General features: G+C 65.4%; 24 protein-coding genes and 1 other RNA gene. 11 read left to right on the forward strand and 14 right to left on the reverse strand.

Features of this window, described 5'->3' with window-relative positions; genetic code table 11:
* A partial coding sequence (locus FFS27_RS07235; protein WP_137951959.1) for a UPF0149 family protein occupies positions 1–177 on the reverse strand: 177 nt, incomplete at its 3' end.
* A gap of 188 nt (positions 178–365) precedes the next feature.
* On the opposite strand from FFS27_RS07235, the gene FFS27_RS07240 reads away from it, so the two are divergent.
* From FFS27_RS07240 to FFS27_RS07260, 5 genes are all read left to right on the forward strand, one after another.
* Complete coding sequence (locus FFS27_RS07240) at positions 366–575, forward strand: TIGR02449 family protein (RefSeq protein WP_003096314.1); 210 nt, start codon at positions 366–368, stop codon at positions 573–575.
* Positions 572–886: a cell division protein ZapA gene (locus FFS27_RS07245; protein WP_003096316.1), complete on the forward strand. Its 315-nt coding sequence runs from the start codon at positions 572–574 to the stop codon at positions 884–886. Before FFS27_RS07240 ends, FFS27_RS07245 begins: the two co-directional genes overlap by 4 nt.
* Positions 887–919: 33 nt before the next feature.
* A non-coding RNA gene (ssrS, locus tag FFS27_RS07250) (6S RNA) lies at positions 920–1,098 on the forward strand.
* A 9-nt stretch (positions 1,099–1,107) separates the two neighbouring features.
* Entirely contained in the window at positions 1,108–1,719 is a 612-nt protein-coding gene (locus tag FFS27_RS07255) for a 5-formyltetrahydrofolate cyclo-ligase (protein ID WP_003096321.1), read from the forward strand.
* A gap of 366 nt (positions 1,720–2,085) precedes the next feature.
* The gene (locus FFS27_RS07260; RefSeq protein ID WP_003096326.1) at positions 2,086–2,544 is read left to right on the forward strand and encodes an EVE domain-containing protein; all 459 of its coding nucleotides are present in this window, start codon (positions 2,086–2,088) and stop codon (positions 2,542–2,544) included.
* 9 nt (positions 2,545–2,553) lie between these two features.
* Here FFS27_RS07260 and FFS27_RS07265 read toward each other — a convergent pair whose 3' ends face one another.
* The 4 genes from FFS27_RS07265 to FFS27_RS07280 form a co-directional block, all read right to left on the reverse strand.
* The gene (locus tag FFS27_RS07265; protein ID WP_003110669.1) at positions 2,554–3,678 is read right to left on the reverse strand and encodes an ABC transporter permease; all 1,125 of its coding nucleotides are present in this window, start codon (positions 3,676–3,678) and stop codon (positions 2,554–2,556) included.
* A 3-nt stretch (positions 3,679–3,681) separates the two neighbouring features.
* Positions 3,682–6,432, reverse strand: a complete 2,751-nt coding sequence (rbbA, locus tag FFS27_RS07270) for a ribosome-associated ATPase/putative transporter RbbA (protein ID WP_023101712.1) — start codon at positions 6,430–6,432, stop codon at positions 3,682–3,684.
* On the reverse strand, positions 6,429–7,502 hold the full coding sequence (locus tag FFS27_RS07275; RefSeq protein WP_003099200.1) for an HlyD family secretion protein: 1,074 nt from the start codon (positions 7,500–7,502) through the stop codon (positions 6,429–6,431). The genes rbbA and FFS27_RS07275 overlap by 4 nt, the downstream gene beginning before the upstream one ends.
* A gap of 206 nt (positions 7,503–7,708) precedes the next feature.
* Positions 7,709–8,128: a flagellar basal body-associated protein FliL gene (locus FFS27_RS07280; RefSeq protein WP_003096328.1), complete on the reverse strand. Its 420-nt coding sequence runs from the start codon at positions 8,126–8,128 to the stop codon at positions 7,709–7,711.
* 154 nt (positions 8,129–8,282) lie between these two features.
* Here FFS27_RS07280 and FFS27_RS07285 point away from each other — a divergent pair, with 154 nt between their 5' ends.
* On the forward strand, positions 8,283–9,260 hold the full coding sequence (locus tag FFS27_RS07285; RefSeq protein ID WP_003096329.1) for an NADPH:quinone oxidoreductase family protein: 978 nt from the start codon (positions 8,283–8,285) through the stop codon (positions 9,258–9,260).
* Positions 9,261–9,509: 249 nt separating this feature from the next.
* Positions 9,510–10,856 (forward strand): glycerol-3-phosphate transporter, encoded by a 1,347-nt coding sequence (glpT, locus tag FFS27_RS07290; protein ID WP_003096330.1) that lies wholly within the window; start codon positions 9,510–9,512, stop codon positions 10,854–10,856.
* Positions 10,857–10,892: 36 nt separating this feature from the next.
* Here the strand turns inward: glpT and FFS27_RS07295 are convergent, their stop codons facing one another.
* From FFS27_RS07295 to trxA, 5 genes are all read right to left on the reverse strand, one after another.
* On the reverse strand, positions 10,893–11,861 hold the full coding sequence (locus FFS27_RS07295; protein ID WP_003096331.1) for a CDP-6-deoxy-delta-3,4-glucoseen reductase: 969 nt from the start codon (positions 11,859–11,861) through the stop codon (positions 10,893–10,895).
* The gene (ubiD, locus tag FFS27_RS07300; protein WP_003096332.1) at positions 11,861–13,327 is read right to left on the reverse strand and encodes a 4-hydroxy-3-polyprenylbenzoate decarboxylase; all 1,467 of its coding nucleotides are present in this window, start codon (positions 13,325–13,327) and stop codon (positions 11,861–11,863) included. The genes FFS27_RS07295 and ubiD overlap by 1 nt, the downstream gene beginning before the upstream one ends.
* Positions 13,328–13,405: 78 nt before the next feature.
* On the reverse strand, positions 13,406–15,394 hold the full coding sequence (locus FFS27_RS07305; RefSeq protein WP_023101713.1) for an acyltransferase family protein: 1,989 nt from the start codon (positions 15,392–15,394) through the stop codon (positions 13,406–13,408).
* Positions 15,395–15,463: 69 nt separating this feature from the next.
* A complete protein-coding gene (gene rho / locus FFS27_RS07310; RefSeq protein WP_003096334.1) occupies positions 15,464–16,723 on the reverse strand; it encodes a transcription termination factor Rho in 1,260 nt (419 codons plus the stop codon).
* Between the two features lie 244 nt (positions 16,724–16,967).
* A complete protein-coding gene (trxA, locus tag FFS27_RS07315) occupies positions 16,968–17,294 on the reverse strand; it encodes a thioredoxin TrxA (RefSeq protein WP_003096336.1) in 327 nt (108 codons plus the stop codon).
* A 198-nt stretch (positions 17,295–17,492) separates the two neighbouring features.
* On the opposite strand from trxA, the gene ppx reads away from it, so the two are divergent.
* The gene (gene ppx / locus FFS27_RS07320; protein WP_003099207.1) at positions 17,493–18,998 is read left to right on the forward strand and encodes an exopolyphosphatase; all 1,506 of its coding nucleotides are present in this window, start codon (positions 17,493–17,495) and stop codon (positions 18,996–18,998) included.
* Here ppx and ppk1 read toward each other — a convergent pair.
* Together ppk1 and hemB are read right to left on the reverse strand one after the other, a co-directional pair.
* Entirely contained in the window at positions 18,985–21,195 is a 2,211-nt protein-coding gene (gene ppk1 / locus FFS27_RS07325; protein ID WP_003096343.1) for a polyphosphate kinase 1, read from the reverse strand. The genes ppx and ppk1 overlap by 14 nt on opposite strands.
* 17 nt (positions 21,196–21,212) lie before the next feature.
* On the reverse strand, positions 21,213–22,226 hold the full coding sequence (gene hemB / locus FFS27_RS07330; RefSeq protein WP_003096352.1) for a porphobilinogen synthase: 1,014 nt from the start codon (positions 22,224–22,226) through the stop codon (positions 21,213–21,215).
* A 243-nt stretch (positions 22,227–22,469) separates the two neighbouring features.
* Between hemB and FFS27_RS07335 the strand changes: the two genes are divergently transcribed.
* The 3 genes from FFS27_RS07335 (at position 22,470) to FFS27_RS07345 (ending at position 24,462) form a co-directional block, all read left to right on the forward strand.
* Positions 22,470–23,060 carry a DedA family protein gene (locus FFS27_RS07335; protein ID WP_003096354.1) on the forward strand — a complete coding sequence of 197 codons (591 nt, stop codon included), beginning with the start codon at positions 22,470–22,472 and terminating at the stop codon, positions 23,058–23,060.
* A 164-nt stretch (positions 23,061–23,224) separates the two neighbouring features.
* Entirely contained in the window at positions 23,225–23,893 is a 669-nt protein-coding gene (elbB, locus tag FFS27_RS07340; protein ID WP_003096356.1) for an isoprenoid biosynthesis glyoxalase ElbB, read from the forward strand.
* A 95-nt stretch (positions 23,894–23,988) separates the two neighbouring features.
* Positions 23,989–24,462 (forward strand): thioesterase family protein, encoded by a 474-nt coding sequence (locus tag FFS27_RS07345; protein ID WP_003096359.1) that lies wholly within the window; start codon positions 23,989–23,991, stop codon positions 24,460–24,462.
* Here the strand turns inward: FFS27_RS07345 and FFS27_RS07350 are convergent.
* On the reverse strand, positions 24,447–24,929 hold the full coding sequence (locus tag FFS27_RS07350; RefSeq protein WP_003136094.1) for a YaiI/YqxD family protein: 483 nt from the start codon (positions 24,927–24,929) through the stop codon (positions 24,447–24,449). The genes FFS27_RS07345 and FFS27_RS07350 overlap by 16 nt on opposite strands.
* A gap of 66 nt (positions 24,930–24,995) precedes the next feature.
* On the reverse strand, positions 24,996–26,593 hold a 1,598-nt coding region (locus tag FFS27_RS07355; RefSeq protein ID WP_256659440.1), incomplete at its 5' end, for a cytochrome c/FTR1 family iron permease.

A 26,593-nucleotide genomic window follows, 5' to 3' on the forward strand; every position in this document is an offset into this window, starting at 1 on the left:
GCCCGGCGCGCCGCCGAGCAGTTCGGCGGCAGCGTGTTGCCAGGCGGCCTCGTCGAAGCCGGCGCCGGCGCAGACCCGACCCAGCAGATGGCCGTGCAGTTCGGCCGGCGAGACCGGCATGGCCGCCTCGGCGAGAAGGGAGGAAAAGGCGCTGTAGGCGGAATTCTGAGTGGACATCTCGGGACCCTGACGGCTGGGCGCCATTGGGGCGCTACACGTGAAATGAAGATGGTTATCCTAGCACCGCCCGCCCCGGCAAGACCATGCGACCGGTTGCCGGCGCGCCGGCCCGGCCGGGGCATTGGCCCCGACCGGGGACGATCCTATATAGTTGTCCAATCACCCCAATTCCCAAGCGAGAGCCCATGGAAGACGCCGATCTGCAATTGTTGACGGCCAAGTTCGACCAGCTGCTCCAGAAGCTGGAACAGCTCAAGGCGGAGAACCGGCTGCTGCGGGCGAACGAAAAGTCCTGGCGCGAAGAGCGCGCTCATCTGATCGAAAAGAACGAAATGGCGAGACACAAGGTCGAAGCGATGATTTTGCGTCTGAAAGCCTTGGAGCAGGACACATGAGCCAGTCGAATACCCTCACCGTGCAGATTCTCGACAAGGAATACTGCATCAATTGCCCGGACGACGAGCGCGCCAACCTGGAAAGCGCCGCCCGTTACCTGGACGGCAAGATGCGCGAGATCCGCTCCAGCGGCAAAGTCATCGGCGCCGACCGGGTTGCCGTGATGGCCGCCCTCAACATCACCCACGACCTGCTGCACCGCAAGGAGCGCCTGGACCAGGAAAGCAGTTCGACCCGCGAGCGCGTGCGCGAACTGCTCGATCGCGTCGACCGCGCCCTGGCGAATCCGGCCGATGCCGGCGAAGCCTGACCCGGGCACGGCCAATTCGGGTATACTGGCCTCCGCTCCCTGGTGTGTTGGCCAGTCGGTGATGTCCCTGAGCCGATAACTGCAACAACGGAGGTTGCCAGTTGGACCGGTGTGCATGTCCGCACGACGGAAAGCCTTAAGGTCTACTGCAACCGCCACCTTGAACTTTCGGGTTCAAGGGCTAACCCGACAGCGGCACGACCGGGGAGCTACCTTTCCACATGATCGAATCGCAAGACCTCAGCCGCCCGGCCCTGCGCCGCAAGCTCCGCCAGGCGCGCCGCGCGCTCTCCCCCCTGCAGCAACGCCTCGCCGCCCGCGCCCTCTATCGACAACTGGCGCAGCATCCCCTTTTTCGCCGTGCCCGCCATATCGCCCTGTACCTGCCCAACGACGGCGAGATCGACCCGCGTCCGCTGCTGCGTGCGGCGCAGAAGCGCGGCAAGGCCACCTACCTGCCGGTGCTGGCGCCCTGGCCGCGGACGCGCATGGTGTTCCAGCGGGTCGGCAGCGGCGAACGCTGGACCCGCAACCGCTTCCGCATCAGCGAACCGCTGGCCGACGCCGGCCGCCAGCGCAAGGCCTGGGCGCTGGACCTGGTACTGCTGCCGCTGGTGGGGTTCGACGAACAGGGCGGGCGCCTGGGCATGGGCGGCGGCTTCTACGACCGCAGCCTGGCCTACCTGGCGAGGCGCAAAAATGGTCACAAACCGACGCTGATCGGCCTGGCCCATGAATGTCAGAAGGTGGATCGACTGGCGCTGGCCAGCTGGGACATTCCCCTGGCGGGAACGGTGACCGATGCGGGCTGGTACGTGGCAGGGAAACGCTAGGAAGGAGGGAGAACCCTGGGTACCGCGTTCCATGCGATACCCGGCGAGTCTTACGGCTGTTGCGTCACCTGGGCGGGCGTACTGGCCTGTCGTTCCCAGAGGCTCTGGGTATAACCGGTGGTGACGACCCCAAGTCCGAAGATGATGACCAAAACCCACAGCAAGTCTGGCTTGCGCTTCATCGATTGCCTCCCCCTTCCAGGCAATTTTCGAGGCCGGTCCTTGCGATTATCTTATCGCCTGAGCACCCTGCCCCGCTGAAAAACGGCATTTTCCGATAAGCTGAAGTCATACGCAATTACACTGGCGACCGGTGGTCACGCGCAGACGTTTCCTACGTACATCTACGAAAGAGGAGCAAAGTTCATGCCTGCCTACTGGCTGATGAAATCCGAGCCGGACGAACTCTCGATCCGCGACCTGCAGCGCCTCGGAACCGCCCGCTGGGATGGCGTGCGCAACTACCAGGCGCGCAACTTCATCCGCAGCATGAACCCCGGCGACCTGTTCTTCTTCTACCACTCCAGTTGCCCGCAGCCCGGCATCGCCGGTATCGCCCGCATCGAGGGCGAAGCCTATCCCGATCCCACGGCCCTGGATCCCGCCAGCCCTTACCACGACCCCAAGGCCAGCGCCGAGAAGAATCCCTGGAGCGCCCGCGACGTCAGCTTCGTCGAAGCCTTCGCCGAGGTCGTTCCACTGGCTCGGCTGAAGGCGCAGGACGCCCTGGCCAACCTCGCCCTGGTGCAGAAGGGCAGCCGTCTCTCGGTGATGCCGGTCAGCGCCGAGGAATGGCAGGCGATCCTGCCGCTGGCGAAACGCTGAAGCCATCGCTCAGGCCATCTGCGAGATGGTCCGGCGGAAACGCCAGAGCGCGCCGAAGAAGAACGCCGAACCGATCGCCACGATGCCGGCGAACTGCGGCCAGACGATGTCGAAACCGGCGCCGCGGAACAGGATCGCCTGGGCCAGGCTGACGAAATGCGTGGTCGGAGCCGCCAGCATGATGTTCTGCACCAGTTCCGGCATGCTTTCCCGTGGCGTGCTGCCGCCCGAAAGGATGTTCAGCGGCAACAGCACGAGGATGGTCAGCAGCCCGAGCTGCGGCATCGAGCGCGCCACCGTGCCGAGGAATATGCCCATGGAGGTGGTGGCGAACAGATGCAATCCGGCGCCGAGCAGGAACAGCCCCACCGAGCCGCTGATCGGCACGTCCAGCCAGCCACGCACCACCCACTGCAACGAGAGCCCCGCCGCCACCAGCACCACCAGCCCCATCGACCAGACCTTGGCCATCATGATCTCGAAGGCCGACAGCGGCATCACCAGCAGGTGCTCGACGGTGCCGTGCTCGCGCTCGCGGATCAGCGCGGCGCCGGTGAGGATGATCGACAGCATGGTGATCTGGTTGATCACTTCCATCACCCCGCCGAACCAGGCCTGGGTCAGGTTCGGGTTGAACTCCATGCGCACCTCGATCTGCGCCGGCATGCTCGGCTCCGCGCGGTAGCGGCTGACGAACTCGCGCACCTCGGTGGCGACGATGTTCTGGATGTAGCCCGCGCCGGAGAACGCCTGCCCGGTCTGGGTCGCGTCGACGTTGACCTGGATCGAGGGCTTGCGCCCGGCCAGCACGTCGCGCTGGAAGTCCGGCGGGATATCGAGGGTGAAGGTATACAGGCCGACGTCCATGCCGCGATCCATCTCGGCATGCCCGATCATTTCCGGCGGCCGGAAGTACGGGGGCTGGAAGGCATTGACGATACGCGACGAGAGTTGCGAGCGGTCCTCGTCGACCACCGCGATCGGCGCGTGATGCAAGGTTTCCGGAATACCGGTAGCGGAACTGTAGACGCCCAGGGTGAAGGCCCAGACGATCAGTGCCAGCATCGCGTAGTCGCGGCCGAGGCTGCGGAACTCCTTGATGCCCAGGTTGAAGATGTTGGCCAGGCTGCGCATCGCTCAGTCCTCCTGCTTCTTCAGGCAGGCCACGCTGAGCAGGGTCAGCACCACGATGGAAGCGGCAAGCGGCAGGTAGTAGGCCCAGAGATGGGGCAGGCCCAGCGATTTGGAAAAGGCGCCGCGGCTGACCACCAGGAAATGCGAGGTCGGATAGAGCTTGCCGATCCAGGCCGCCGCGCCTTCCAGCGAGGACACCGGGTGGATCAGCCCGGAGAACTGGATCGCCGGGATCATGGTGGCGATCGCCACGCCGAATACAGCGGCGATCTGGCTGCGCATGAACGTCGAGAGGAACAGCCCGAGGCCGGTGCTGGTGACCACATAGAGGAAAGCGCCGATGGTCAACGCCAGGAAGCTGCCCTTGAGCGGCACGCGAAATACCACGATGGCCAGGACCAGCATCAGCAGGAAGTTGATCATGCCCATGGCGACGTAAGGCAACTGCTTGCCGACCAGGAACTCCAGGCGCGTCACCGGGGTGACATAGAGGTTGGTGATCGAGCCCAGTTCCTTTTCGCGCACCACGCCGAGGGCGGTGAGCATGGCCGGGATCATGATCAGCAGCAGCGGGATCACCGCCGGCACCATCGCCTTCAGGCTTTCCACGTCGGGGTTGTAGCGATAGCGCACCTCGGTGCTGGCCGCCGCGCTGGCCTCGGCCCCACCCACCTGCCGCGAGAGGTCCGCCAGGTAGCTGGTGTGCAGGCCCTGCACGTAGCCGAGCACGGTGTTGGCACGGGTCGGCATCGCTCCGTCGATCCACACGCCGATGGCCGGATCGGAGCCACGCTTGAGATCGCGCCCGAAGTTCGGCGGGATCTCCACCGCCAGGCTCAGCTCGCCGCTGCGCAGGCGCCGGTCGAGGTCGTCCGGGTCGGTGATCGGCGCATGTTCGACGAAATAGCGCGAGCCGGCGATGTTCAGCGCGTAGGCCTGGCTGGTGGTGGTCTGGTCACGGTCGAGGACCGCCCAGGAGAGGTCCTCGACGTCCATGTTGATGCCGTAGCCGATGATGAACATCAGCAGCGCGGTGCCGAGCAGGGCCAGGGTCAGGCGGATCGGGTCGCGGCGCAGTTCCATGGCTTCGCGGCGCGCATAGCTGAACAGCCGCAGGGGGCTGAAGCGTTGGCGTTGCGCCTGGCGCCCCTGGCCATCGCCGGGCTGCTCCGCGACGGCCGGCGCCTCGGCCGGTTGCGCTGGCGCGGCGGCACCGGCGGCTTCTTCCAGGTACGCGATGAAGGTCGCTTCCAGGGTCGGCAGGCCCCGCTGGCGCACCAGCTCATCGGGAGTATCGCTGGCCAGTACCTTGCCGGCATGCATCAGCGAGATGCGATCGCAGCGCTGGGCCTCGTTCATGAAGTGGGTGGAAATGAAGATGGTCACCCCGTCGCGGCGCGACAGCTCGACCATCAGTTCCCAGAAGCCGTCGCGAGCCACCGGATCGACCCCCGAAGTGGGCTCGTCGAGGATCAGGATCTCCGGCTTGTGGATCACCGCCACCGCCAGCGACAGACGCTGGCGGATGCCCAGCGGCAGGTCGTCGGGCAGCTCGTCGGCCACCTTCTCCAGGTCGAAGCGCCGGAGCATTTCGCCGACCCGTGCCGGGATACCATCCGCCGGCAGGTGGAACAGCCGGGCGTGCAGCACCAGGTTCTGCCGCACGCTCAGCTCGGCATACAGGGAGAAGGCCTGGGACATGTAGCCGACCCGGCGACGGGTCGCCATGTCGCTGGCGTCCACCGCCTGGCCGAACAGCGCGCACGTGCCTTCGCTGGCCGGCAGCAGGCCGGTGAGCATCTTCATGGTGGTGGACTTGCCGCAGCCGTTGGAGCCGAGGAAGCCGAAGATTTCCCCACGCTCGATACGGAAACTGACGTGATCGACCGCGACGAAGTCGCCGAAACGACAGGTCAGGCCCTCGGCCTCGATGGCGATCCGCGGCGCGCCTTCGCTCTGCGGTCGCGGCGGGATCACCAATCGATGGTGGCCGGCGCGCTTGCTTTCCGGCAGCAGGGCGATGAACGCCGACTCGAGGCTCTGCGTCCCGGTACGCTCGCGCAACTCCTGCGGCGTACCGGTGGCCAGGACCTTTCCATCGTCCATCGCCACCAGCCAGTCGAAGCGCTCGGCTTCCTCCATGTAGGCGGTGGCGACCAGCACGCTCATGCCTTCGCGGCCCGCGCGGATACGGCCGATCAGCTCCCAGAACTGGTTGCGCGACAGCGGGTCGACGCCGGTGGTCGGCTCGTCGAGGATCAGCAGGTCGGGATCGTGGATCAGCGCGCAGCACAGCCCGAGCTTCTGCTTCATGCCGCCGGACAGCTTGCCCGCAGGACGCTCGGCGAACGGCGCCAACCCGGTGCTTTGCAGCAGATCGGCGATGCGCCGCTCGCGCTCGGCCTTGTCGTGGCCGAACAGCCGACCGAAGAAGTCGACGTTCTCGAACACCGAGAGCGTCGGGTAGAGGTTCTTGCCCAACCCCTGGGGCATGTAGGCGATGCGCGGGCAGACCGCCCGGCGGTGGCGGCGGTCGCGCATGTCGCCATCGAGCACGCGGATCTCGCCATCCTGCATCTTCCGTGCGCCGGCCAACAGCGCCAGCAGGCTGGACTTGCCGACCCCGTCCGGACCGATCAGGCCGACCATGCGGTTGGCCGGGATATCCAGGCTGACATCGTCCACCGCGCGCGTCTCGCCGTAGCGCAGCGAAACGCCCCGGAGGCTCGCCACGCCGCTCCCGCCAGCGGTCATTGCGGAACCTTGATCTGCAGGTTGGCCGGCCACTCGACCTCAGGGTCCAGTCGCAGGTAGGCCATTCCGGGCACGCCGGTCTTGACGTAGGTGATGTATTTTTCCAGCAGCGCCGGATCGAGCCGCGCCTTGACCCGGAACATCAGCTTCTCCCGCTCGTTGGCGGTTTCCACCGTTTTCGGGGTGAACTGGGCGACGCTGGCGACATAGGAAACCTTGGCCGGGATCACGTAGTCCGGCACCGCGTCGATCACCAAGCGCACTTCCTGGCCCAGTCCGACCCTGCCGGCCTGCATGGATGGCAGGAAGAAAGTCATGTAGACGTCGGCCAGGTCGACCATGTTGAGCAGCTTGCCACCGGCCGGCAGCACTTCCCCCGGCTGTGCCACGCGGTACTGCACGCGGCCGTTGCGCGGCGCCTTGAGCAGGCTGTCGTCGATATCCGCCTGGAGCCGGGCGACGCTGGCCTTGGCCGCCTCGATGGCCGACTGCGCCTCGATTACCTGGGAACGCCCGGCCTCGATCGCCGCCTGCGCCGAAATCACTTGCGAGCGTGCCGCGGACAACGCCGCCTGGGCGCTCTGCAGGGTCGCCCGATCGTCATCGAGTTGCTGTTGCGGCAGGGCATTGCGCTTGACCAGCGCCTCGGTACGGGTGAAGCGCTTCTGCGCCGCTGTCAGTTCGGCCTGGCGCTGCGCCACCACGGCCTGGGCGGTGCTCTTCTCGCTCTCGCGCTGGGCCACCAGCGAGGTCGCGGTGAGCTTGGCGTTCTCCGCCTGGCGCACCTGGGCCTGGGCCTGGGCCAACTGCGCCTCGAGCACCTGGGTATCCATCCGCGCGACGATTTCGCCGGCCTTGACGAAGTCGCCCTCGTCGACCTTGATCTCGGCGACCCGCCCGGGAAGCTTGGCCGCCACGTCCACCTCGGTGGCCTCGATGCGTCCGTTGCCGCTGGCGAATCCCTCGCCCAGGCCGGTCGGTCGCGATACCTGCCAGACCAGCACGCCTACGCCGAGCAGCGCCGCCACGATCAAGGCACGGCTCAGCCACCGTTTGCTTTCCTGTTTCATCCCTTCTCCTCGCACGTCCGGCCAGGCCGCGGCGATGGCGCTCACGCTGGAAAGCGCGGCCGCCGCGGACTTCACTGGCTCGATTGTCCCTCCAGGGCGGCGCGCGGGTGTTGATGCACGTCAGACGCGCCCGACCGAACCTCACAGGAAAGCAGAATCCCCGGTGCCTCGCATCCGGGAGCGCGGGACAGAACGGATAGTTGACCTCAGGGCTGGACGATGAGGTTGTTGAACAGCAGGTCGGTCACCAGCGGCTTGCCCTCTTCCTGCTCGAGGGTCTGCTGGACCTGCTTCAGCGCCTCCTGGCGCAGGCTTTCCTTGGCCTCGACCGTACCCAGGCTCTGGTCGGTCTGCTGGGCGAACAGCATGATCAACTGGTTGCGGATCAAGGGCTCGTGATGCTCGACCTTGGTCGCCGCGTCCTTGTCGGCCACCTGCAGGGCGATGTCGGCCTTGTAGTACTGCAGGCGCGGCCCGCTGCCGTAGTTGCCGACCAGCGCCGGGGTCAGGTCGACGTAGACCGGCTTGTTCGCGCCCTCGCCTTCCGGCGCGGCCTCCTCGGCCGAGGCGAACGACGGGAACAGACTCAGGCACAGGGCCAGCGACAGGGCAATGGGGGTTCTCACGGGCGCATCTCCTCGACGAATGCCGGCAAGCATAGCCAGACTCTCGGCCGGGCCCAAGCCCGGGGTTTATGGACAACCATCAGTTGCGGCGATGCTGATTGACCCCCGGCGTCTCCCTCCTACACTGGCCGGACCGCAAACTGGAGCGTCCCCGATGAAAGCCGTCCTCTGCAAAGCCTTCGGCCCGGCCAGCAGCCTGGTCCTGGAAGAAATCGCCAGCCCGAGCCCGGCGAAGAACGAAATCCTCCTCGATGTGCACGCCGCCGGGGTCAACTTCCCCGACACCCTGATCATCGAGGGCAAGTACCAGTTCAAGCCGCCCTTCCCCTTCTCCCCGGGCGGCGAGGCGGCCGGAGTGGTCGCCGCGGTCGGCGAAAAGGTCGCCCACGTCAGGCCCGGCGACCGGGTCATGGCCCTGACCGGCTGGGGCAGCTTCGCCGAGCAGGTCAAGGTGCCCGGCTATAACGTGATGCCGATACCCGAAGGCATGGACTTCGCCAGCGCCGCCGCCTTCGGCATGACCTACGGCACCTCGATGCACGCCCTGAAACAGCGCGCCAACCTGCAACCCGGCGAGACCCTGCTGGTACTCGGCGCTTCCGGCGGGGTCGGGCTGGCTGCCGTGGAGATCGGCAAGGCCATGGGCGCCCGGGTGATCGCTGCCGCCAGTACCCCCGACAAGCTCGCCGTGGCCAAGGCCGCCGGCGCCGACGAACTGATCAACTACAGCGAAGGTAGCCTGCGCGAGCAGCTCAAGGCCTTGACCGGCGGCCAGGGCGTCGATGTGATCTACGATCCGGTGGGCGGCGAACTGTTCGAGGAGGCCTTCCGCAGCATCGCCTGGAACGGACGGATGCTGGTGGTCGGCTTCGCCAGCGGCAGCATCCCTTCGCTGCCGGCCAACCTGACCCTGCTCAAGGGCGCCTCGCTGGTCGGCGTGTTCTGGGGATCGTTCGCCCAACGCCAGCCGCAGGACAACGCTGACAACTTCCGCCAGCTGTTCGCCTGGCACGCCGAAGGCAAGCTGAAACCGCTGGTGTCGCAGCGCTTCCCGCTGGAACGGGCCGGTGACGCCATCGACGCCCTCGGCCAGCGCAAGGCGGTCGGCAAGGTGGTGGTGGAGGTTCGCTGAGCCACGAAGGCGGCGAGTATTGCCTCCCGCCCCTGCGGAGAAAGGCATGGCGGGCCGGAGCGATACACCGGCCGAGGCCCACGCTGTCAGATGTTTTTCCCCTATGAAGGCCCCGGTTTCCGACCGGGGCTTTCTTATTTCCGACCAATGCACTCAACCTGTAACATTTCCGCTATTTTTTCATTTACGAAAAATGTAGTGTTCGCAACCGCGTAAAAAGGCGCGACACAACAACAAGCGGAGCTCGCGATGTTCGGAATCTTTCGTCCCGCGCCACACCAGGCGCCACTGCCCGATGCCGAGGTGGACAGCACCTACCGGCGCCTGCGCTGGCAGATCTTCGCCGGTATCTTCATCGGCTACGCGGGTTACTACCTGCTGCGCAAGAACTTCTCCCTGGCCATGCCCTACCTCATCGAGGACGGCTACAGTCGCGGCCAGCTGGGCGTCGCGATGTCGGCCATCGCCATCGCCTACGGCCTGTCGAAATTCATCATGGGCCTGGTCTCGGACCGTTCCAACCCACGGGTCTTCCTGCCGTTCGGCCTGTTGGTGTCGGCGGCGGTGATGTTCATTTTCGGATTCGCGCACTGGGCTACCTCCAGCGTCGCCATCATGTTCGTCCTGCTCTTCATCAACGGCTGGGCCCAAGGCATGGGCTGGCCGCCGAGCGGACGGACCATGGTCCACTGGTGGTCGCAGAAGGAGCGCGGCAGCGTGGTCTCGGTGTGGAACGTCGCCCACAATGTCGGCGGCGGCCTGATCGGCCCGCTGTTCCTGCTCGGCCTGGCGCTGTTCGGCGACTGGCGCTCGGCCTTCTACGTGCCGGCCATCGTCGCCGTGGGCGTAGCCGTGTTCGCCTATTTCGCCATGCGCGACACCCCGCAATCCTGCGGCCTGCCGCCGATCGAGAAGCACAAGGACGACTACCCCGAAGGCTACGACGAACACCACGAGCGCGAGCTGTCGACCAAGGAGATCTTCGTCACCTACGTGCTGCGCAACAAGCTGCTCTGGTACATCGCCCTGGCCAACGTGTTCGTCTACCTGCTGCGCTACGGTGTGCTCGACTGGGCGCCGACCTACCTCAAGGAGGCCAAGCACTTCAACGTCGACAAGTCGTCCTGGGCGTACTTCTTCTACGAATGGGCGGGGATTCCCGGCACCCTGCTCTGCGGCTGGCTGTCGGACAAGCTGTTCAAGGGCAATCGCGGCGCCACCGGCGTGGTGTTCATGATCCTGGTGACCGTCGGCACCCTGATCTACTGGCTGAACCCGGCCGGCAACCCGGCGATCGACATGGCCGCGCTGATCATGATCGGCTTCCTGATCTACGGCCCGGTGATGCTGATCGGCTTGCAGGCCCTGGAGCTGGCGCCGAAGAAAGCGGCCGGCACCGCCGCCGGCTTCACCGGTCTGTTCGGCTACCTCGGCGGCTCGGTGGCAGCCAACGCCCTGGTCGGCTACACGGTGGACCACTTCGGCTGGGACGGTGGCTTCAAGCTGCTGATCGGCGCCTGCCTGCTGGCCATCCTGTTCCTCTGCCTGACCCTGCGCAAACCCGCGGTCCAGGCCGCGCCGCAGCAAGCCGGCTGATGACGCGGCGGCTCCGGCGCCAGGCCGGAGCCGCGTTCAGTCCCGCGGCGCGTAGGCGAACACGTCGGCGCGCATCTGGTGCGCGTCCATCCCTGCTTCGACCAGGGCATCCAGGGTCGCGTAGACCATCGCCGGCGAGCCGCTGGCGTATACATGCAGGCTCGACAGGTCGGCGAAATCCTCGCGCACCGCCTCGTGCAGCAAGCCGCAACGCCCCTCCCAGCCACAGAGGTCGCTGACCACCCGGTGCAGGAACAGGTTCGGCAGGCCTTCCCACTCCGTCCAGTGCGGCAGTCGGTAGAAATCCTCCGGACGCCGAACGCCCCAGTAGAGATGTACAGGATGGGCGAAGCCGGCGGCGCGGCAGTGCTCGATCAGGCTGTGCATCTGCGACATGCCGGTTCCCGCAGCGATCAGCACCAGCGGACCGTCGGGCAGTTCCGCCAGGTGCGCGTCGCCGAACGGCAGCTGGATCCGTGCCAGGCGCTCGCGCTGCAACTGCGCGATCAGCGCGACGGCACTGTCTTCCTTGGCCAGGATGTGCAACTCAAGGTCGCGTCCCGCATGCGGCGCGGAGGCCAGGGAAAACGCCGCGCTGTCGCCGCCGTCACGCTCCAGCAACAGGTACTGCCCGGCGTGATAGCGTGGCGGCTTGCCGGCCGGCGCGCGCAGGCCGACCCGGTAGACGTCGCCGCCGACCTCTTCGCAGAAGCTCAACTGGCAGGTCAGCTTGCGCAGAGGCAGTTCACCCGGCGCCAGCACCCCGTCCCAATGCAGCACGCAGTCTTCCAGCGGCTCGGCGAGGCAGGTGAAGAGTTCGCCATGATCGCGTACCTCGCCGTTCTGGCGTACCCGCCCCTCCACCAGCAGCGCCGCGCAGATATGGCAGTTGCCGTTGCGGCAGCTCTGCGGACAGTCGTAGCCAAGCCGCCGGGCGCCATCGAGGATGCGTTCCCCCGGCAGCAGCTCGAGGCAGGCGCCGGACGGTTGCAGGACGATACGCATCAGTCGATCCCGAGGCTCGACCAGAGCGCGTCGATGCGCCGTGTCACCGCTTCGTCCTTGACGATGGCGCGCCCCCATTCGCGGCTGGTCTCGCCCGGCCACTTGTGGGTGGCATCAAGCCCCATCTTCGAGCCGAGGCCGGAGACCGGCGAGGCGAAGTCGAGGTAGTCGATGGGCGTGTTGTCGATCATCACCGTGTCGCGCTTGGGGTCCATCCGCGTGGTGATGGCCCAGATCACATCGTTCCAGTCGCGCGCATCGATGTCATCGTCGGTGACGATGACGAACTTGGTGTACATGAACTGCCGCAGGAACGACCAGACCCCGAGCATCACGCGCTTGGCGTGCCCTGGGTACTGCTTCTTCATGGTCACCACCGCCATCCGGTAGGAACAACCTTCCGGCGGCAGGTAGAAATCGACGATTTCCGGGAACTGCTTCTGCAGGATCGGCACGAACACTTCGTTCAGTGCCACCCCGAGGATCGCCGGCTCGTCCGGCGGACGCCCGGTGTAGGTGCTGTGGTAGATCGGTTTCTGCCGGCGGGTGACGCGCTCGACGGTGAACACCGGGAAGCGATCGACCTCGTTGTAGTAGCCGGTGTGATCGCCATAGGGACCTTCGTCGGCCATCTCGCCGGGGTGGATCACCCCTTCGAGGACGATCTCGGCGCTGGCCGGCACCTGCAAGTCGCTACCGCGACACTTGACCAGCTCGGTACGATGCCCGCGCAACAGGCCGGCGAAAGCGTATTCGGAAAGGGTGTCCGGCACCGGCGTCACCGCACCGAGGATGGTCGCCGGATCGGCGCCCAGCGCCACGGCTACCGGATAGGGCTGGCCCGGATGCTTCTGGCACCACTCGCGGTAGTCCAGTGCGCCGCCGCGATGGCTGAGCCAGCGCATGATCACCTTGTTGCGGCCGATCACCTGCTGGCGGTAGATGCCCAGGTTCTGCCGTTCCTTGTTCGGCCCGCGGGTAACGGTCAGGCCCCAGGTGATCAGCGGCCCGACATCGCCCGGCCAGCAGGTCTGGACCGGTAGCCGGCCGAGGTCGACGTCCTCGCCCTCCTCGACCACTTCCTGGCAGGGGGCGTCCTTGAGCACCTTCGGCGCCATGGACAGGACCTTCCTGTACATCGGCAGCTTGGCCCAGGCGTCCTTGAGGCCCTTCGGCGGCTCGGGCTCCTTGAGTTGCGCCAGCAACTTGCCGATCTCGCGCAGCGCGCCGACGTCCTCGGCGCCCATGCCCAGCGCCACGCGCTCCGGCGTACCGAACAGGTTGCCGAGTACCGGCATGTCGAAGCCGGTCGGCTTTTCGAACAGCAATGCCGGGCCCTTGGCGCGCAACGTGCGGTCGCACACCTCGGTCATCTCGAGCACGGGGGAAATCGGCACCTGGATGCGCTTCAACGCACCGCGCTGCTCCAGCTGGGCGATGAAATCGCGGAGATCCTTGAACGTCATTGGCCTAACCATTCACTGCAAGACCCCACATCCTACCTGCTCCCGGCCCATCCGGCAGCAGGCAAACGCGGCATTCGGTCACTGCTGGCTGGCGATCCGCGAGTCGTCGAGGCTCTGTAGCATCGGCTCGAACAAAGGCCCGAGTTCATGAGCCCCCTGGGTCGAAAGGTGGTTGTTATCCATGTACAGCGACCAGCCATCACGTTCGGCGAAACAATCCAGGCCATCGCAGAGCACGCTGGAGGGGTCGATCACGCTCACCCGCGGGTTGCCTTCGGCCAGCGCATCGAACAGCGCATTCACGTAGGCGACGCGCGCAGTGTGCTCAGCGAAGGGAAAACGTGCGCGCCCGACATCCTCCCCGCTCAGACTCAGCCGCACCAGCCGCGCCGGTGCCTTGAATGGCAGCAGCGGTACGTCCTTGACCAGCCAGACATGTACGTCGGCCGCGTTCAGCCTTTCGATCATCCCGCTCAGGCGTTGCCGCAGCAGCGCCTCGGCGATCGAGCTGTCCGGCGTGTCGTCCGGCTCGCGGAGAATGTTGCGGGTGCCGTCCTGCGAGTCGCCGTAGACATACATGTCCCAGCGCCCGGCGAGGATCACCCCGCCCGGCCGCTGCTGTTCGACGAACTCGAGCATCTGCTGATTGAAACGCAGGCAATTGTCCTTTTCCAACATCCCCAGCAACGGCGGACAGCCCGCCAGCGAAGCCTGCCAGATCGGCAGTCGGCGACTGGCAGCCAGTTCGCGCAGCAGCGGGCTCAACGCCGCGGAATGGCTGTCGCCCCAACTGACCAGCAGCGGTCGTTCGGCAGCCAGTTCCGCCGGGAAGCGGCAGATGCTTTCCTGACTGAGCGCCTTCTTGTCGAACATGCAGTCGGTCTGCCCATCGCGCCATTTGGACGCCTTGGCATAACGCAAGGCTTCCTCGGAAAGACGCGACGGCACGCCGTCGTAATGCCGCACCAACTGGCCGACGACTCCCAGCAGCAGCAAGCTGCACAGCGCCGCGCCAAGCATCTGCCGGCGCCCGGCGAACAGCTTGCGCTCGCGGAACGGTGCCTCGACGTAGTACAGCGACAGTGCCGCCAGGCCGATGCTCGCCGCCAGCAACCCCAGGCGTGCCGGCAGGCCCAGGGTTTCCAGTGCGTGGTACTGGACGAAGACGTACAGCGGCCAGTGCCAGAGGTACAGCGAATAGGAGATCAGACCGAACCAGACCAGCGGTTGCCAGCCCAGCAGGCGGCGAACCCAGGTGTCGCCGGCGCCGTTGGCCCAGATCAGCAGGGCGGTGCCAAGCACCGCCGGCAGCGCCGCGAGGCCGGGGAAAGGAGTGTCGCTGTCGTAGAAGAACACCGGCAGGAGAATCGCCGCTATCCCGAGGGTGGCCGCCAGTTGCAGGGACCACTGCGAATGACCGCGGCTAGCGCCCGGCAGCAATGCCAGCGCGGCACCCGCCAGGAGTTCCCAGGCGCGCATCGGCAGGAGGAAGAATGCACTGCCAGGTCGCTGGTTCACCGCCCAGACGCTGGCCGCCAGCGATAGCGCCAGGACCGCGAGGAGGATGGCGAGCCGCCAGCGCAGCAGACGCCCGGAGACCGCGGCCAGCAGTAGCGGGAAGAGAATGTAGAACTGCTCTTCCACCGACAACGACCAGGTATGCAATAGCGGCTTGAATTCGGACGCGGCGTCGAAATAGCCATCCTGCTTCCAGAACAGGATGTTCGAGGCGAACATCGTCTGGTAGCGAACCGAACGCCCTAACTCTTCGTAGTCGCGCGGCGCCATGAGGAACCAGCCGATCACCAGGCTCGCCGCCATCATCACGAACAGCGCGGGGAGAATGCGGCGTGCCCGGCGCGCCCAGAAGTCGACGAAGCTGAAACGTCCGGCCTGCTGCTCGCGCCGGATGATCGAAGTGATCAGGTAGCCGGAAATGACCAGGAAAACATCGACGCCCACATAGCCGCCGGTGATGCCCCCCAAGCCAAGGTGGTAGAACACCACCGGCAGAATGGCCAACGCTCGCAAACCATCGATGTCCCTTCGATAGGCCAGGCTCGACATCCACGTCCCTCCAGATATGCAAAAGGCGCCCCGGTCAACCGGAGCGCCTTTGTTTGGTACTCTCGAAGACTACTTTCGTTTCATCGAATCGAAGAACTCATCGTTGGTCTTGGTCTGCTTGAGCTTGTCGATGAGGAATTCGATCGCGGAGATCTCGTCCATCGGGTGCAGGATCTTGCGCAGGATCCACATGCGCTGGAGCTCGTCCTCGCTGGTCAGCAGCTCTTCGCGGCGGGTACCCGAACGGTTGATGTTGATGGCCGGGAACACGCGCTTCTCGGCGATCTTGCGATCCAATGGGAGTTCCATGTTGCCGGTACCCTTGAATTCCTCGTAGATCACCTCGTCCATCTTCGAGCCGGTTTCCACCAACGCCGTGGCGAGAATCGTAAGAGAACCGCCCTCTTCGATGTTCCGCGCGGCGCCGAAGAAGCGCTTCGGCTTCTCCAGGGCATGGGCGTCGACACCGCCGGTGAGCACCTTGCCGGAGCTGGGGATCACGGTGTTGTAGGCCCGCGCCAGACGGGTGATGGAGTCGAGCAGGATGACCACGTCCTTCTTGTGCTCGACCAGGCGCTTGGCCTTCTCGATCACCATCTCGGCGACCTGTACGTGACGGGTCGGCGGTTCGTCAAAGGTCGAGGCGACCACTTCGCCGCGCACGGTGCGCTGCATTTCGGTCACTTCCTCAGGGCGCTCGTCGATCAGCAGGACGATCAGGTGGCATTCGGGGTTGTTGCGGGTGATGTTGCTGGCGATGTTCTGCAGCATGATGGTCTTGCCCGCCTTCGGCGGCGCCACGATCAGGCCGCGCTGGCCCTTGCCGATCGGCGCGCAGAGGTCGATGACGCGGCCGGTCAGGTCTTCGGTGGAGCCGTTGCCGGCTTCCATCTTCATCCGCTCGTTGGGGAACAGCGGCGTCAGGTTCTCGAAGAGAATCTTGTTCTTCGCATTCTCCGGACGATCGAAGTTGATCGAGTCGACCTTGAGCAGGGCGAAGTAGCGTTCGCCCTCTTTCGGCGGCCGGATCTTGCCGATGATGGTGTCGCCCGTGCGCAGGTTGAAGCGCCGGATCTGGCTCGGCGAGACATAGATGTCGTCGGGGCCGGCCAGGTAGGAAGAGTCGGCGGAGCGCAGGAAGCCGAAGCCGTCCTGAAGAATCTCCAGCACGCCATCGCCGGAGATCTCTTCACCACTTTTCGCGTGCTTCTTCAGCAGGGCGAAGATGATGTCCTGCTTGCGCGAACGGGCCATGTTTTCCAGGCCCATGGCATCGGACATTTCCAGCAGTTCGGCAATCGGCTTTTGCTTGAGTTCGGTCAGATTCATAGGAAAGAGATAGGTACGCAGAAAGAGGAATTGGAGAAAGCGTCGAGCTTGGGAAAGCCGTGTCGCAAGGGGGCGACAGGAGCGCTAGAAAGTTCGAGTAGGAAGTGCGTCCGGGACGGCATGCAGAAGGCGACGGAAAAAACGTCGCGAACCCGAATTTAACACCGTGGCCGCGTGGCGTCTATAGAAACGCAAAAAAAAGCCCCGCGAATCGCGGGGCTTTCCAGCGAGGCCTGGGCCCGGCTCAGATATTGGCGTCGAGGAAGGCCGCCAGCTGCGACTTGGACAGTGCGCCGACCTTGGTCGCCTCGACATTGCCGTCCTTGAACAGCATCAGGGTAGGGATGCCACGCACGCCGTACTTCGGCGGGGTGTCCTGGTTCTCGTCGATGTTCAGCTTGCAGACCTTCAGCTTGCCCTGATAGTCCCTGGCGACTTCGTCCAGCACCGGCGCGATCATCTTGCACGGACCGCACCACTCGGCCCAGTAGTCCACCAGCACAGGGCCGTCGGCCTTCAGCACGTCCTGCTCGAAGCTGGCATCAGTAACGTTGACGATATGTTCGCTCATGAAATCTCTCCGTAGTCGGACGCGAATTGAAACGCGAAAGTGCCGACCATCATATCCCGCCTTGACCCTCGCCGGAAGGCGCAGCCGATTGAGAGTCTCTATCGTTGGTCGGCTGATTCCCGATTGATCGGCTGCCGCATTGGCGACCCTCGCCCTATCGTGGCAGGATGGCGCAGTTTTCCAATGGACTTGCAAAGCATGCCGCAAAAACCTGCCGAGGCATTCCCGCTGATTGCCGCCCTGGACCTGGGTTCCAACAGTTTCCACCTCTGTCTGGCCAAGGCCAATATCCACGGCGAAGTCCGCATCCTCGAACGGCTGGGCGAGAAGGTCCAACTGGCCGCCGGCCTCGACGAGGAGCGCAATCTCAGCGAGGAGGCCACCCAGCGTGGCCTCGACTGCCTACGCCGCTTCGCCCAGTTCATCAGCGGCATGCCCCAGGGTTCCGTACGCGTGGTCGCGACCAACGCCTTGCGCGAGGCGCGCAACCGCAGCGATTTCATCCGTCGTGCGGAAGAGGTTCTCGGCCATCCCGTGGAAGTCATCTCCGGCCGCGAGGAAGCCCGCCTGATCTACCTCGGCGTCGCCAACAGCATGCCCGACAGCGGCGGTCGCCGGCTGGTCAGCGACATCGGCGGCGGCAGCACCGAGTTCATCATCGGCCAGGGTTTCGAGTCCGAGCTGCGGGAAAGCCTGCAGATGGGTTGCGTCAGCTACACCCAACGCTACTTCCGCGACGGCAAGATCACCCCGGCCCGCTACGCCCAGGCGTACACCGCCGCACGCCTGGAACTGATGGGCATCGAGAACAGCCTGCGGCGCCTCGGCTGGCAACAGGCGGTCGGCGCCTCCGGCACCATCCGCGCAGTGGCGCTGGCGATCAAGGCCGGCGGCCACGGCAACGGCGAGATCAGCCCGGACGGACTGGCCTGGCTGAAGCGCAAGGTGCTCAAGCTCGGCGACGTGGAGAAGCTCGATCTGGAGGGGATCAAGCCGGACCGCCGGACCATCTTCCCGGCCGGACTGGCCATTCTCGAAGCGATCTTCGACGCGCTGGAACTGGAGCAGATGGTTCACTCCGAGGGCGCCCTGCGCGAAGGCGTTCTCTACGACCTGGTCGGCCGTCACCAGCACGAGGACGTGCGCGAACGCACCATCAGTTCGCTGATGCAGCGCTACCACGTCGATCCGGAGCAGGCTTCGCGGGTGGAGGCCAAGGCCCTCAAGGTGCTTGCCGAAGTCGGCGACGCCTGGGAGCTGAACGACGAACTGCACCGCGACCTGCTGAGCTGGGGCGCACGGGTCCACGAGATCGGCCTGGACATCGCCCATTACCACTACCACAAGCACGGCGCCTACCTGATCGAGCACTCCGACCTGGCTGGCTTCTCGCGCCAGGACCAGCAGATGCTGTCGCTACTGGTACGCGGCCACCGCCGCAACATTCCGGCGGATAAGCTGGCGGAGTTCGCCGCGGAAGGCGACAAGTTGGTGCGCCTGTGCATCGTGCTGCGCTTCGCGATCCTCTTCCACCACATTCGCGGCACCCAGGAAATGCCCTCGGTGCGCCTGAAGGCAGAGCCCAAGAGCCTTTCGGTGACCTTCCCCGAGGGCTGGCTGGAAGCCAACCCGCTGACCCAGGCCGACTTCGCCCAGGAAGCCGAATGGCTCAAGCGGGTCGGCTACAGCCTCAACGTGCGGTAAGCACCGGCGCGGCCAGCTTCTCCAGCAGGGTCGCCTGGGTATTGCGGGGGTTCTGGTTACCGGTGGGGCTGAGCCGCTGGTAGCTACCGTCGGCCTGCAACACCCAGGCCTGGGTGTTGTCGGTCAGATACGTTTCCAGTTCCTTCTTGACCCGCTGCACCAGCTTCTTGCCTTCCACCGGGAAGCAGGTCTCGACGCGCATGTCGAGGTTGCGCTCCATCCAGTCGGCGCTGGATAGATAGAGCTTCTCGTCGCCGCCGTTGAGGAAGTAGTAGATGCGGCTGTGCTCGAGGAAGCGTCCGATGATCGAGCGCACGTGGATATTGTGCGAGACCCCCGGGATGCCTGGCCGCAGGCAGCACATGCCACGCACCACCAGGTCGATCCTGACCCCGGCTTGGCTGGCCTTGTACAGGGCGCGGATGACCTTCGGATCGGTCAGCGAGTTGACCTTGGCCATGATGTGCGCCGGCTGGCCGAGCGCCGCCTGGGCCGCCTCGCGGTTGATCATTTCCAGCAGGTTCTTCTTCAGGGTGAACGGCGCATGCAACAGCTTCTTCATGCGCAGCGTCTTGCCCATCCCGATCAGTTGGTTGAACAGCTTGTGCAGATCCTCGCAGAGCGCCACGTCGGCGGTCAGCAGGCTGTAGTCGGTGTACAGGCGAGCGTTGCCGGCATGGTAGTTGCCGGTGCCCAGGTGCGCGTAGCGGCGCAGTTCGCCGTCCTCGCGACGGAGGATCAGCATCATCTTGGCGTGGGTCTTGAAGCCGACCACGCCGTAGATCACTACCGCGCCGGCCTGTTGCAGGCGGCTGGCCAGTTGCAGGTTGGACTCTTCGTCGAAGCGGGCGCGCAGCTCGATCACCGCGGTGACCTCCTTGCCGTTGCGTGCCGCCTCGACCAGGGCGTCGACGATCTCAGAGTTGGCACCGCTGCGGTACAGGGTCTGCTTGATCGCCAGCACGTTCGGATCCTTGGCGGCCTGGCGCAGCAGGTCGATCACCGGGGTGAAGGATTCGAACGGGTGCATCAGCAACACATCGAGCTTGCTGAGGACGTTGAAGAGGTTTTCCTTCTTCTGCAAAAGACGCGGGATCGCCGGGGTGAAGGGCGGGTACTGCAGCTCCGGATGGCTTTCCAGGCCGGTGACGCTGAACAGGCGGGTCAGGTTGACCGGGCCGCTGACCTTGTACAACTCGCTTTCGGACAGGCCGAACTGCTTGAGCAGGTAGTTGGTCAGGTTCTGCGGGCAGGTATCCACCACCTCCAGGCGTACCGCGTCCCCGTAGCGACGCGAGAACAGCTCGCCGCGCAGCGCGCGGGCCAGGTCCTCGACATCCTCGGTGTCCACCGACAGGTCGGCGTTGCGGGTCAGGCGGAACTGGTAGCAGCCCTTCACCTTCATGCCGGGGAACAGGTCGTCGGCGTGGGCGTGGATCATCGACGACAGGAACACGTAGTTGTCGCCCTCGCCGCCAACGTCTTCCGGCAGCTTGATGATCCGTGGCAGCAGGCGCGGCGCCGGGATGATCGCCAGGCCGGAGTCGCGGCCGAAGGCATCCATCCCCTCCAGCTCGACGATGAAGTTGAGGCTCTTGTTCACCAGCAGCGGGAACGGGTGGGTCGGGTCGAGGCCGATCGGGGTGATGATCGGCGCGATCTCGTCGCGGAAGAAGCGCCGCACCCAGGTCTTGATCTTCAGCGTCCAGTGACGCCGGCGGATGAAGCGGATCTGGTGCTTGGCCAGCTCCGGCAACAGGGTCTCGTTGAGGATCCGGTACTGCCGCGATACCTGCTCGTGGACCAGCTCGCTGATCCGCGCCAGGGCCTGGTGCGGCAGCAGGCCGTCGGCGCCGGCCTGCTCGCGGGCGAAGGTGATCTGCTTCTTCAGGCCGGCGATGCGGATCTCGAAGAACTCGTCGAGGTTGCTCGAGAAGATGAGGAGGAACTTCAGCCGCTCCAGGAGCGGGTAGGACTCGTCCAGCGCCTGTTCCAGCACGCGGATGTTGAACTGCAACTGGGAGAGCTCGCGATGAATGTACAGGCTGCTGTCATCCACACTGGGAACCACCGCAGGTGGCGTTTCCACCGGGATCGTTTCGGCCATCTTCACTTCTGCTTCGCTTTCCACGTTCGCCACTACGGTTTCGTCGGCGGCGATACGTTCGATCTCATCAAGTCCTTGCTGCGTATTCATTCATCTTCCCGAGGGGGTCAACGCCCCCGTCTTAATTGTTCTGCGGCCTGCTTGGCGAAGTAGGTCAGAATGCCATCGGCGCCGGCACGTTTGAAGGCGGTAAGGGATTCGAGGATCACCGATTCGGCCAGCCAGCCGTTCTGGATGGCGCCCATGTGCATCGCATACTCGCCGCTGACCTGGTAGACAAAGGTCGGAGCGCGGAATTCATCCTTCACCCGACGCACGATGTCGAGGTAGGGCATGCCCGGCTTGACCATCACCATGTCGGCGCCTTCGGCCAGGTCGGCGGCCACTTCGTGAAGTGCCTCGTCGCTGTTCGCCGGATCCATCTGGTAGGTGGCCTTGTTGCCCTTGCCGAGGTTCGAAGCCGAGCCGACCGCATCGCGGAACGGACCGTAGTAGGCGCTGGCGTACTTGGCTGAGTAGGCCATGATCCGCACATTGGTGTGACCGGCAGACTCCAGGGCCTCGCGGATCGCACCGATGCGACCGTCCATCATGTCCGAGGGCGCTACCACCTGGGCGCCGGCCTCGGCGTGGGACAGCGCCTGCCGTACCAGCACGTCGATGCTGACGTCGTTGAGGACGTAACCATCGTCATCCAGGATGCCGTCCTGGCCATGGGTGGTGAACGGGTCGAGCGCCACGTCGGTGATGATGCCCAGCTCCGGAAAGCGCTCGCGCAGGGCGCGGGTGGCGCGCTGGGCGATGCCTTCCGGGTTGTATGCCTCGGCGGCGTCCAGGGACTTCTTCTCCACCGGGGTCACCGGGAACAGCGCCAGCGCCGGAATGCCCAGGGCCACCCACTCTTCCGCCTCGATCAGCAACTGGTCGATGGACAGGCGCTCGACGCCGGGCATCGACGGAATGCTTTCACGCTGGTTGACCCCATCGAGGACGAACACCGGCAGGATCAGGTCGTCGACGGTGAGGACATTCTCGCGGACCAGGCGGCGGGAGAAGTCATCGCGGCGATTGCGCCGCAGGCGGGTGTAGGGATAGGCGCGGTTGGCGGGAGTGAAGCTCACGGTTTACTCCAGGGCCCAGATAACGGGCACAGTGTGACAGTTATAGTCCCTGATTATGACGGATTGGCAACAAGCGACGACAGTGACTCAAGGTCGCGGCATCCTGCCGCACCGCCAATCATCGCAAAAAGCCAGCGGCAAAGGCCATTCATTGCACAATCAATGACCTGGGCCGTGACGATCGCGCTTTCCCCACGCCCTCAACCGAGTTAGGCTGCGCGTTCATTTCGCTTCGCTGCCCCGATGATGCTCCAACAATTCCTGCAGGACTTCGGCTATTTCGCCCTTTTTCTCGGTACTTTCTTCGAGGGCGAAACCATTCTCGTGCTGGCCGGGTTCCTTGCCTTCCGCGGCTACATGCAGCTGGATACCGTGATTCTCACCGCCTTCCTCGGCAGCTACGCCGGTGACCAACTCTGGTACTTCCTCGGACGCCGCCACGGCCGCCGGTTGCTGGCGCGCAAGCCGCGCTGGCAGAAGCTCGGCGACAAGGCGCTGGACCATGTGCGCCGCCATCCTGACCTGTGGGTGCTGAGTTTCCGCTTCGTCTACGGCCTGCGTACGGTGATGCCGGTGGCCATCGGCCTGTCCGGCTATCCACCGGCCCGCTATCTTCTTCTCAACGGCATCGGCGCCATCGTCTGGGCCGCCGCGCTGGGCTCCGCCGCCTACTATTTCGGCAGCGTACTGGAAGGCATGCTCGGCAACATCAAGAAATACGAACTCATGGTCCTCGGCGGCCTGATCGTGCTGGGCCTGCTGCTCTGGCTATGGCGGCGTTTCAAGACACCGCGCGGCAACGGCGCGGGCGGCAACGCCGACAAATCCGAGTGAACCCGCGCCGGCGCGACTGAACAGCCGGCCCCTTCGCACACTCCAACTCCTTGTACCCTCCGCTCCGGCTGGCCGCCGGGGCCGGCGGCTCGCTATGCTTGCGCGATACCGACCCCGGCCAGGCCCGTCCGGTCCGGATCCTGCGTTCCCAAGGAGTAAGCCTCATGCACAAGAAAGTTGCCGTCATCCTCTCCGGTTGTGGCGTCTACGATGGCGCGGAAATCCACGAAAGCGTGATCACCCTGCTCCGCCTCAGCCAGCGCGGCGCCGAGGCACAATGCTTCGCGCCGAACATCGCCCAGCACCATGTGGTCAACCACCTGACCGGCGAGGAAATGCCGGAAAGCCGCAATGTCCTGGTCGAGTCCGCGCGTATCGCCCGCGGCGAAGTCAAGGACCTGCGCGAAGCCCGCGCCGAGGACTACGACGCGCTGATCGTGCCCGGTGGCTTCGGCGCTGCGAAGAACCTCAGCGACTTTGCCATCAACGGCGCACAATGCCAGGTGCAGCCGGACGTGCTGGCGCTGGCCAAGGCTTTCGCCGAAGCCGGCAAGCCAGTCGGGCTGATCTGCATCGCTCCGGCGATGGCGGCGAAGATCTACGGCGCCGGCGTCCAATGCACCATCGGCAACGACGCCGACACCGCCGACTCGCTGAAGCAGATGGGTGCCGAGCACATCGACGCGCCGGTGGACGAGATCGTCGAAGACAGCGCGCGCAAGCTGGTGACCACCCCGGCCTACATGCTCGCCCAGTCGATCGCCGAAGCCGCTTCCGGGATCAACAAGCTGGTCGACCGGGTGCTCGAACTGGTGGACCAGGACAAGGCCTGATCGGCCAAGCACGAGGGCGGTCGCGCCGCCGCCCTTTTCAAATCCGTGCCGCTACGCCAGCGTGCGTCTCGAAACCATCGAATCGAGACGCCGCGATGAGCGAAACGCCCTCCCCCGCCCTGCCTGACGACGTCCACCAACTGGTGGCGGATTTCTTCCAGCGCATCCCCTTCAACCGCATGCTCGGGATCCGCGTGGCGAGCCTCGGCCGCGAGCGGGTAGTCCTCGACCTGCCGATGAAGGACGAACTGATCGGCAACTTCGTCCAGGGCATTCTCCACGGCGGGGTGATCTCCAGCCTGCTCGACGTCACCGGCGGTGCGATGGCCCTGATCGGCGCCCTCGAACGGCATCGCGAACTGCCAGGCCACGAGCGCATGGCGCGGCTGTCGAAGCTCGGCACCATCGACTTGCGCGTCGACTACCTGCGCCCGGGACGCGGCCGGACGTTCACCGCCCATGCGGTGCCGCTTCGCTCGGGCAACAAGGTCGCAGTGGTGCGCTCGGAACTGCATAGCGACGACGGCACGCTGGTCGCCGTCGGTACCGGTACCTATCTGTGCGGCTGACTCGCGCGTAGATCGGCTTCCCGCTGCAGGCGGGTGAGCAGGCGGTCCAGAGCGTTGGCGAACGCCTGGCGGTCACGCTCAGCGTAGGGCGCCTGGCCGCCGCCCATCTGCCCCTGGTCACGCAGGTCGGCCATCAGGTTGCGCATGGCCAGCTTATCGCCCATGTTCCGCGCGTCGAACTCGCGGCCGCGAGGATCGAGGGCGGCAACCTGTTTCTTGATCAGCCGATCGGCCAGCGGTACGTCGCTGCAGATCGCCAGGTCGCCCGGCTCGGCCTGCTCCACCAGGTAATCGTCAGCCGCATCCATCCCGCTTTCCACCACCACCAGACGCACGCAGGCGAACGGCGGCTTGACCTGCGGCTGGCCGGCGACCATCCAGACTTCCAGCTTGCGCTTGAGGGCGAACTTGCAGACCAGTTCCTTGGCCGCCTTGGGGCAGGCGTCGGCATCGATCCAGATACGCATGAACGGACTTCCGTAGAAATGACGACGGCCAGTATCGCACTGGCCGTCGTGGTTGCGCGAACCCGCTCAGTCGGCCGCGTTGGCCGCCGCACGCCGGCGCTCGACGATCCGGCTACGTCCGTAGAGCAGCGCGATGGCCACCAGCGCCATGGCCTGGGCCGACAGCGAATAGGCGTCAGCCTTGATCCCCAGCCAGTCGAAGTCGAAGAACGGCACCGGACGGGTGCCGATCACCCCGGCTTCCTGCAAGGCGATGACGCCATGTCCGGCGAACACCGCCGAGAGCGCACAGAGCAACGCCGCGTTGATGCTGAAGAACAACCCCAGCGGCAGTTTCGCCGAGCCACGCAGGATCACCCAGGCTAGGCCGATCAGCAGGACCACGGCGGTCGCCGCACCGCCGATCACGGCATTATGCCCGGCCGGTCCGGCCTGCAACCAGAGGGTTTCGTAGAACAGGATGACCTCGAACAACTCGCGGTAGACCGAGAAGAACGCCAGCACTGCGAAGCCGAAGCGTCCACCACCGCCCACCAGGCTGCTGCGGATGTAGTCCTGCCAGGCTGCCGCGTGGCGGCGGTCGTGCATCCAGACGCCGAGCCAGAGCACCATCACGCAGGCGAACAGCGAGGTGAAGCCCTCCATCAGCTCGCGCTGGGCACCGCCGATATCGATCACATAGGCGGCCAACGCCCAGGTGGCGAAGCCGGCGACGAAGGCCAGCCCCCAGCCGACGTGCACGCCACGCACGGCGCTTTCCTGCCCGGTATTGCGCAGGAAGGCGAGGATGGCGGCAAGCACCAGGATTGCCTCTACCCCTTCGCGCAACAGGATCAACAGGGCGGAAACGAAACTGATGGAGAAACTCAGCGAGTCGCCGCCAAGCTGCTTGGCGGCCTCTGCCAGCTTGCCCTTGGCCAGCTCCAGCTGTTGCGCCACCTGGGTTTCCGGGAGGCCATCGCGCAACGCCTGGCGGTAGGCCATCAGCTGCTTCTCGGTGGAGCGGCGCAAATCGGCGTCGACGTTGTCCAGCGAGCTTTCCACCAGCTCGAAGCCTTCCAGGTAGGCCGCCACCGACAGGTCGTAGGCCTGGTCGCGGTCGCCTTCGCGATAGACCGCGAAGCTCTTGTCCAGGGTGGCGGCGGTATAGTCGATCAATTGCCCAGGACCGCGCTGCTCCAGCGGCGGATGCGCACGCAAGGCGCGGAAGCTCTCCGCAGCGGCCTCGCCATCGTGCTCGGCGACTTCGGCCGGAGTCTGCGTGGCCAGGGTCGCCAGCGGGTAGGCATGGGCCTTGTCCGGCTGCGCACTGCCGGCGCTCAGGCCGGCCACATAGCTGGCCAGGTCCCAGCGCTGGCGTTCGTCGAGCTGGTCGGCGAACGCCGGCATGTCGGTGCCGGCCACGCCCAGGCCAATGACGTTACGCAGGTCGTAGAGGCTCAGGTGGTCGAGGCGCTGGCGATCGGTGAGGTTCGCCGGCGGCGGTTCCAGGCCGATGCCGGCGGGGCCGTCGCCCTTGCCCGCATCGCCATGGCAGATCGCGCACTGCTGGGCAAGATCGTCGACCCCAGCGAATACCAGGAACAGGTGGAGTTCGTTGGCAACCTGCAGGCATTGGTCCTGACCCTGCCGATGCGCCCCGAGCGCGCCGAGCTGGAGAGGGG

Origin of the sequence: Pseudomonas sp. 2VD, assembly GCF_005503585.1 — a bacterium.
Taxonomy (GTDB): Bacteria; Pseudomonadota; Gammaproteobacteria; order Pseudomonadales; family Pseudomonadaceae; genus Pseudomonas; species Pseudomonas aeruginosa.

What these genes read in the sequence shown, in the direction of transcription:
- FFS27_RS07240 (WP_003096314.1), top strand. Translation starts at nt 366, where the DNA reads ATGGAAGACGCCGATCTGCAATTGTTGACGGCCAAGTTCGACCAGCTG.
- FFS27_RS07245 (WP_003096316.1), top strand. Translation starts at nt 572, where the DNA reads ATGAGCCAGTCGAATACCCTCACCGTGCAGATTCTCGACAAGGAATAC.
- FFS27_RS07255 (WP_003096321.1), top strand. Translation starts at nt 1,108, where the DNA reads ATGATCGAATCGCAAGACCTCAGCCGCCCGGCCCTGCGCCGCAAGCTC.
- FFS27_RS07260 (WP_003096326.1), top strand. Translation starts at nt 2,086, where the DNA reads ATGCCTGCCTACTGGCTGATGAAATCCGAGCCGGACGAACTCTCGATC.
- FFS27_RS07265 (WP_003110669.1), bottom strand. Translation starts at nt 3,678, where the DNA reads ATGCGCAGCCTGGCCAACATCTTCAACCTGGGCATCAAGGAGTTCCGC.
- rbbA (WP_023101712.1), bottom strand. Translation starts at nt 6,432, where the DNA reads ATGACCGCTGGCGGGAGCGGCGTGGCGAGCCTCCGGGGCGTTTCGCTG.
- FFS27_RS07275 (WP_003099200.1), bottom strand. Translation starts at nt 7,502, where the DNA reads ATGAAACAGGAAAGCAAACGGTGGCTGAGCCGTGCCTTGATCGTGGCG.
- FFS27_RS07285 (WP_003096329.1), top strand. Translation starts at nt 8,283, where the DNA reads ATGAAAGCCGTCCTCTGCAAAGCCTTCGGCCCGGCCAGCAGCCTGGTC.
- glpT (WP_003096330.1), top strand. Translation starts at nt 9,510, where the DNA reads ATGTTCGGAATCTTTCGTCCCGCGCCACACCAGGCGCCACTGCCCGAT.
- FFS27_RS07295 (WP_003096331.1), bottom strand. Translation starts at nt 11,861, where the DNA reads ATGCGTATCGTCCTGCAACCGTCCGGCGCCTGCCTCGAGCTGCTGCCG.
- ubiD (WP_003096332.1), bottom strand. Translation starts at nt 13,327, where the DNA reads ATGACGTTCAAGGATCTCCGCGATTTCATCGCCCAGCTGGAGCAGCGC.
- FFS27_RS07305 (WP_023101713.1), bottom strand. Translation starts at nt 15,394, where the DNA reads ATGTCGAGCCTGGCCTATCGAAGGGACATCGATGGTTTGCGAGCGTTG.
- rho (WP_003096334.1), bottom strand. Translation starts at nt 16,723, where the DNA reads ATGAATCTGACCGAACTCAAGCAAAAGCCGATTGCCGAACTGCTGGAA.
- trxA (WP_003096336.1), bottom strand. Translation starts at nt 17,294, where the DNA reads ATGAGCGAACATATCGTCAACGTTACTGATGCCAGCTTCGAGCAGGAC.
- ppx (WP_003099207.1), top strand. Translation starts at nt 17,493, where the DNA reads ATGCCGCAAAAACCTGCCGAGGCATTCCCGCTGATTGCCGCCCTGGAC.
- ppk1 (WP_003096343.1), bottom strand. Translation starts at nt 21,195, where the DNA reads ATGAATACGCAGCAAGGACTTGATGAGATCGAACGTATCGCCGCCGAC.
- FFS27_RS07335 (WP_003096354.1), top strand. Translation starts at nt 22,470, where the DNA reads ATGATGCTCCAACAATTCCTGCAGGACTTCGGCTATTTCGCCCTTTTT.
- elbB (WP_003096356.1), top strand. Translation starts at nt 23,225, where the DNA reads ATGCACAAGAAAGTTGCCGTCATCCTCTCCGGTTGTGGCGTCTACGAT.
- FFS27_RS07345 (WP_003096359.1), top strand. Translation starts at nt 23,989, where the DNA reads ATGAGCGAAACGCCCTCCCCCGCCCTGCCTGACGACGTCCACCAACTG.
- FFS27_RS07350 (WP_003136094.1), bottom strand. Translation starts at nt 24,929, where the DNA reads ATGCGTATCTGGATCGATGCCGACGCCTGCCCCAAGGCGGCCAAGGAA.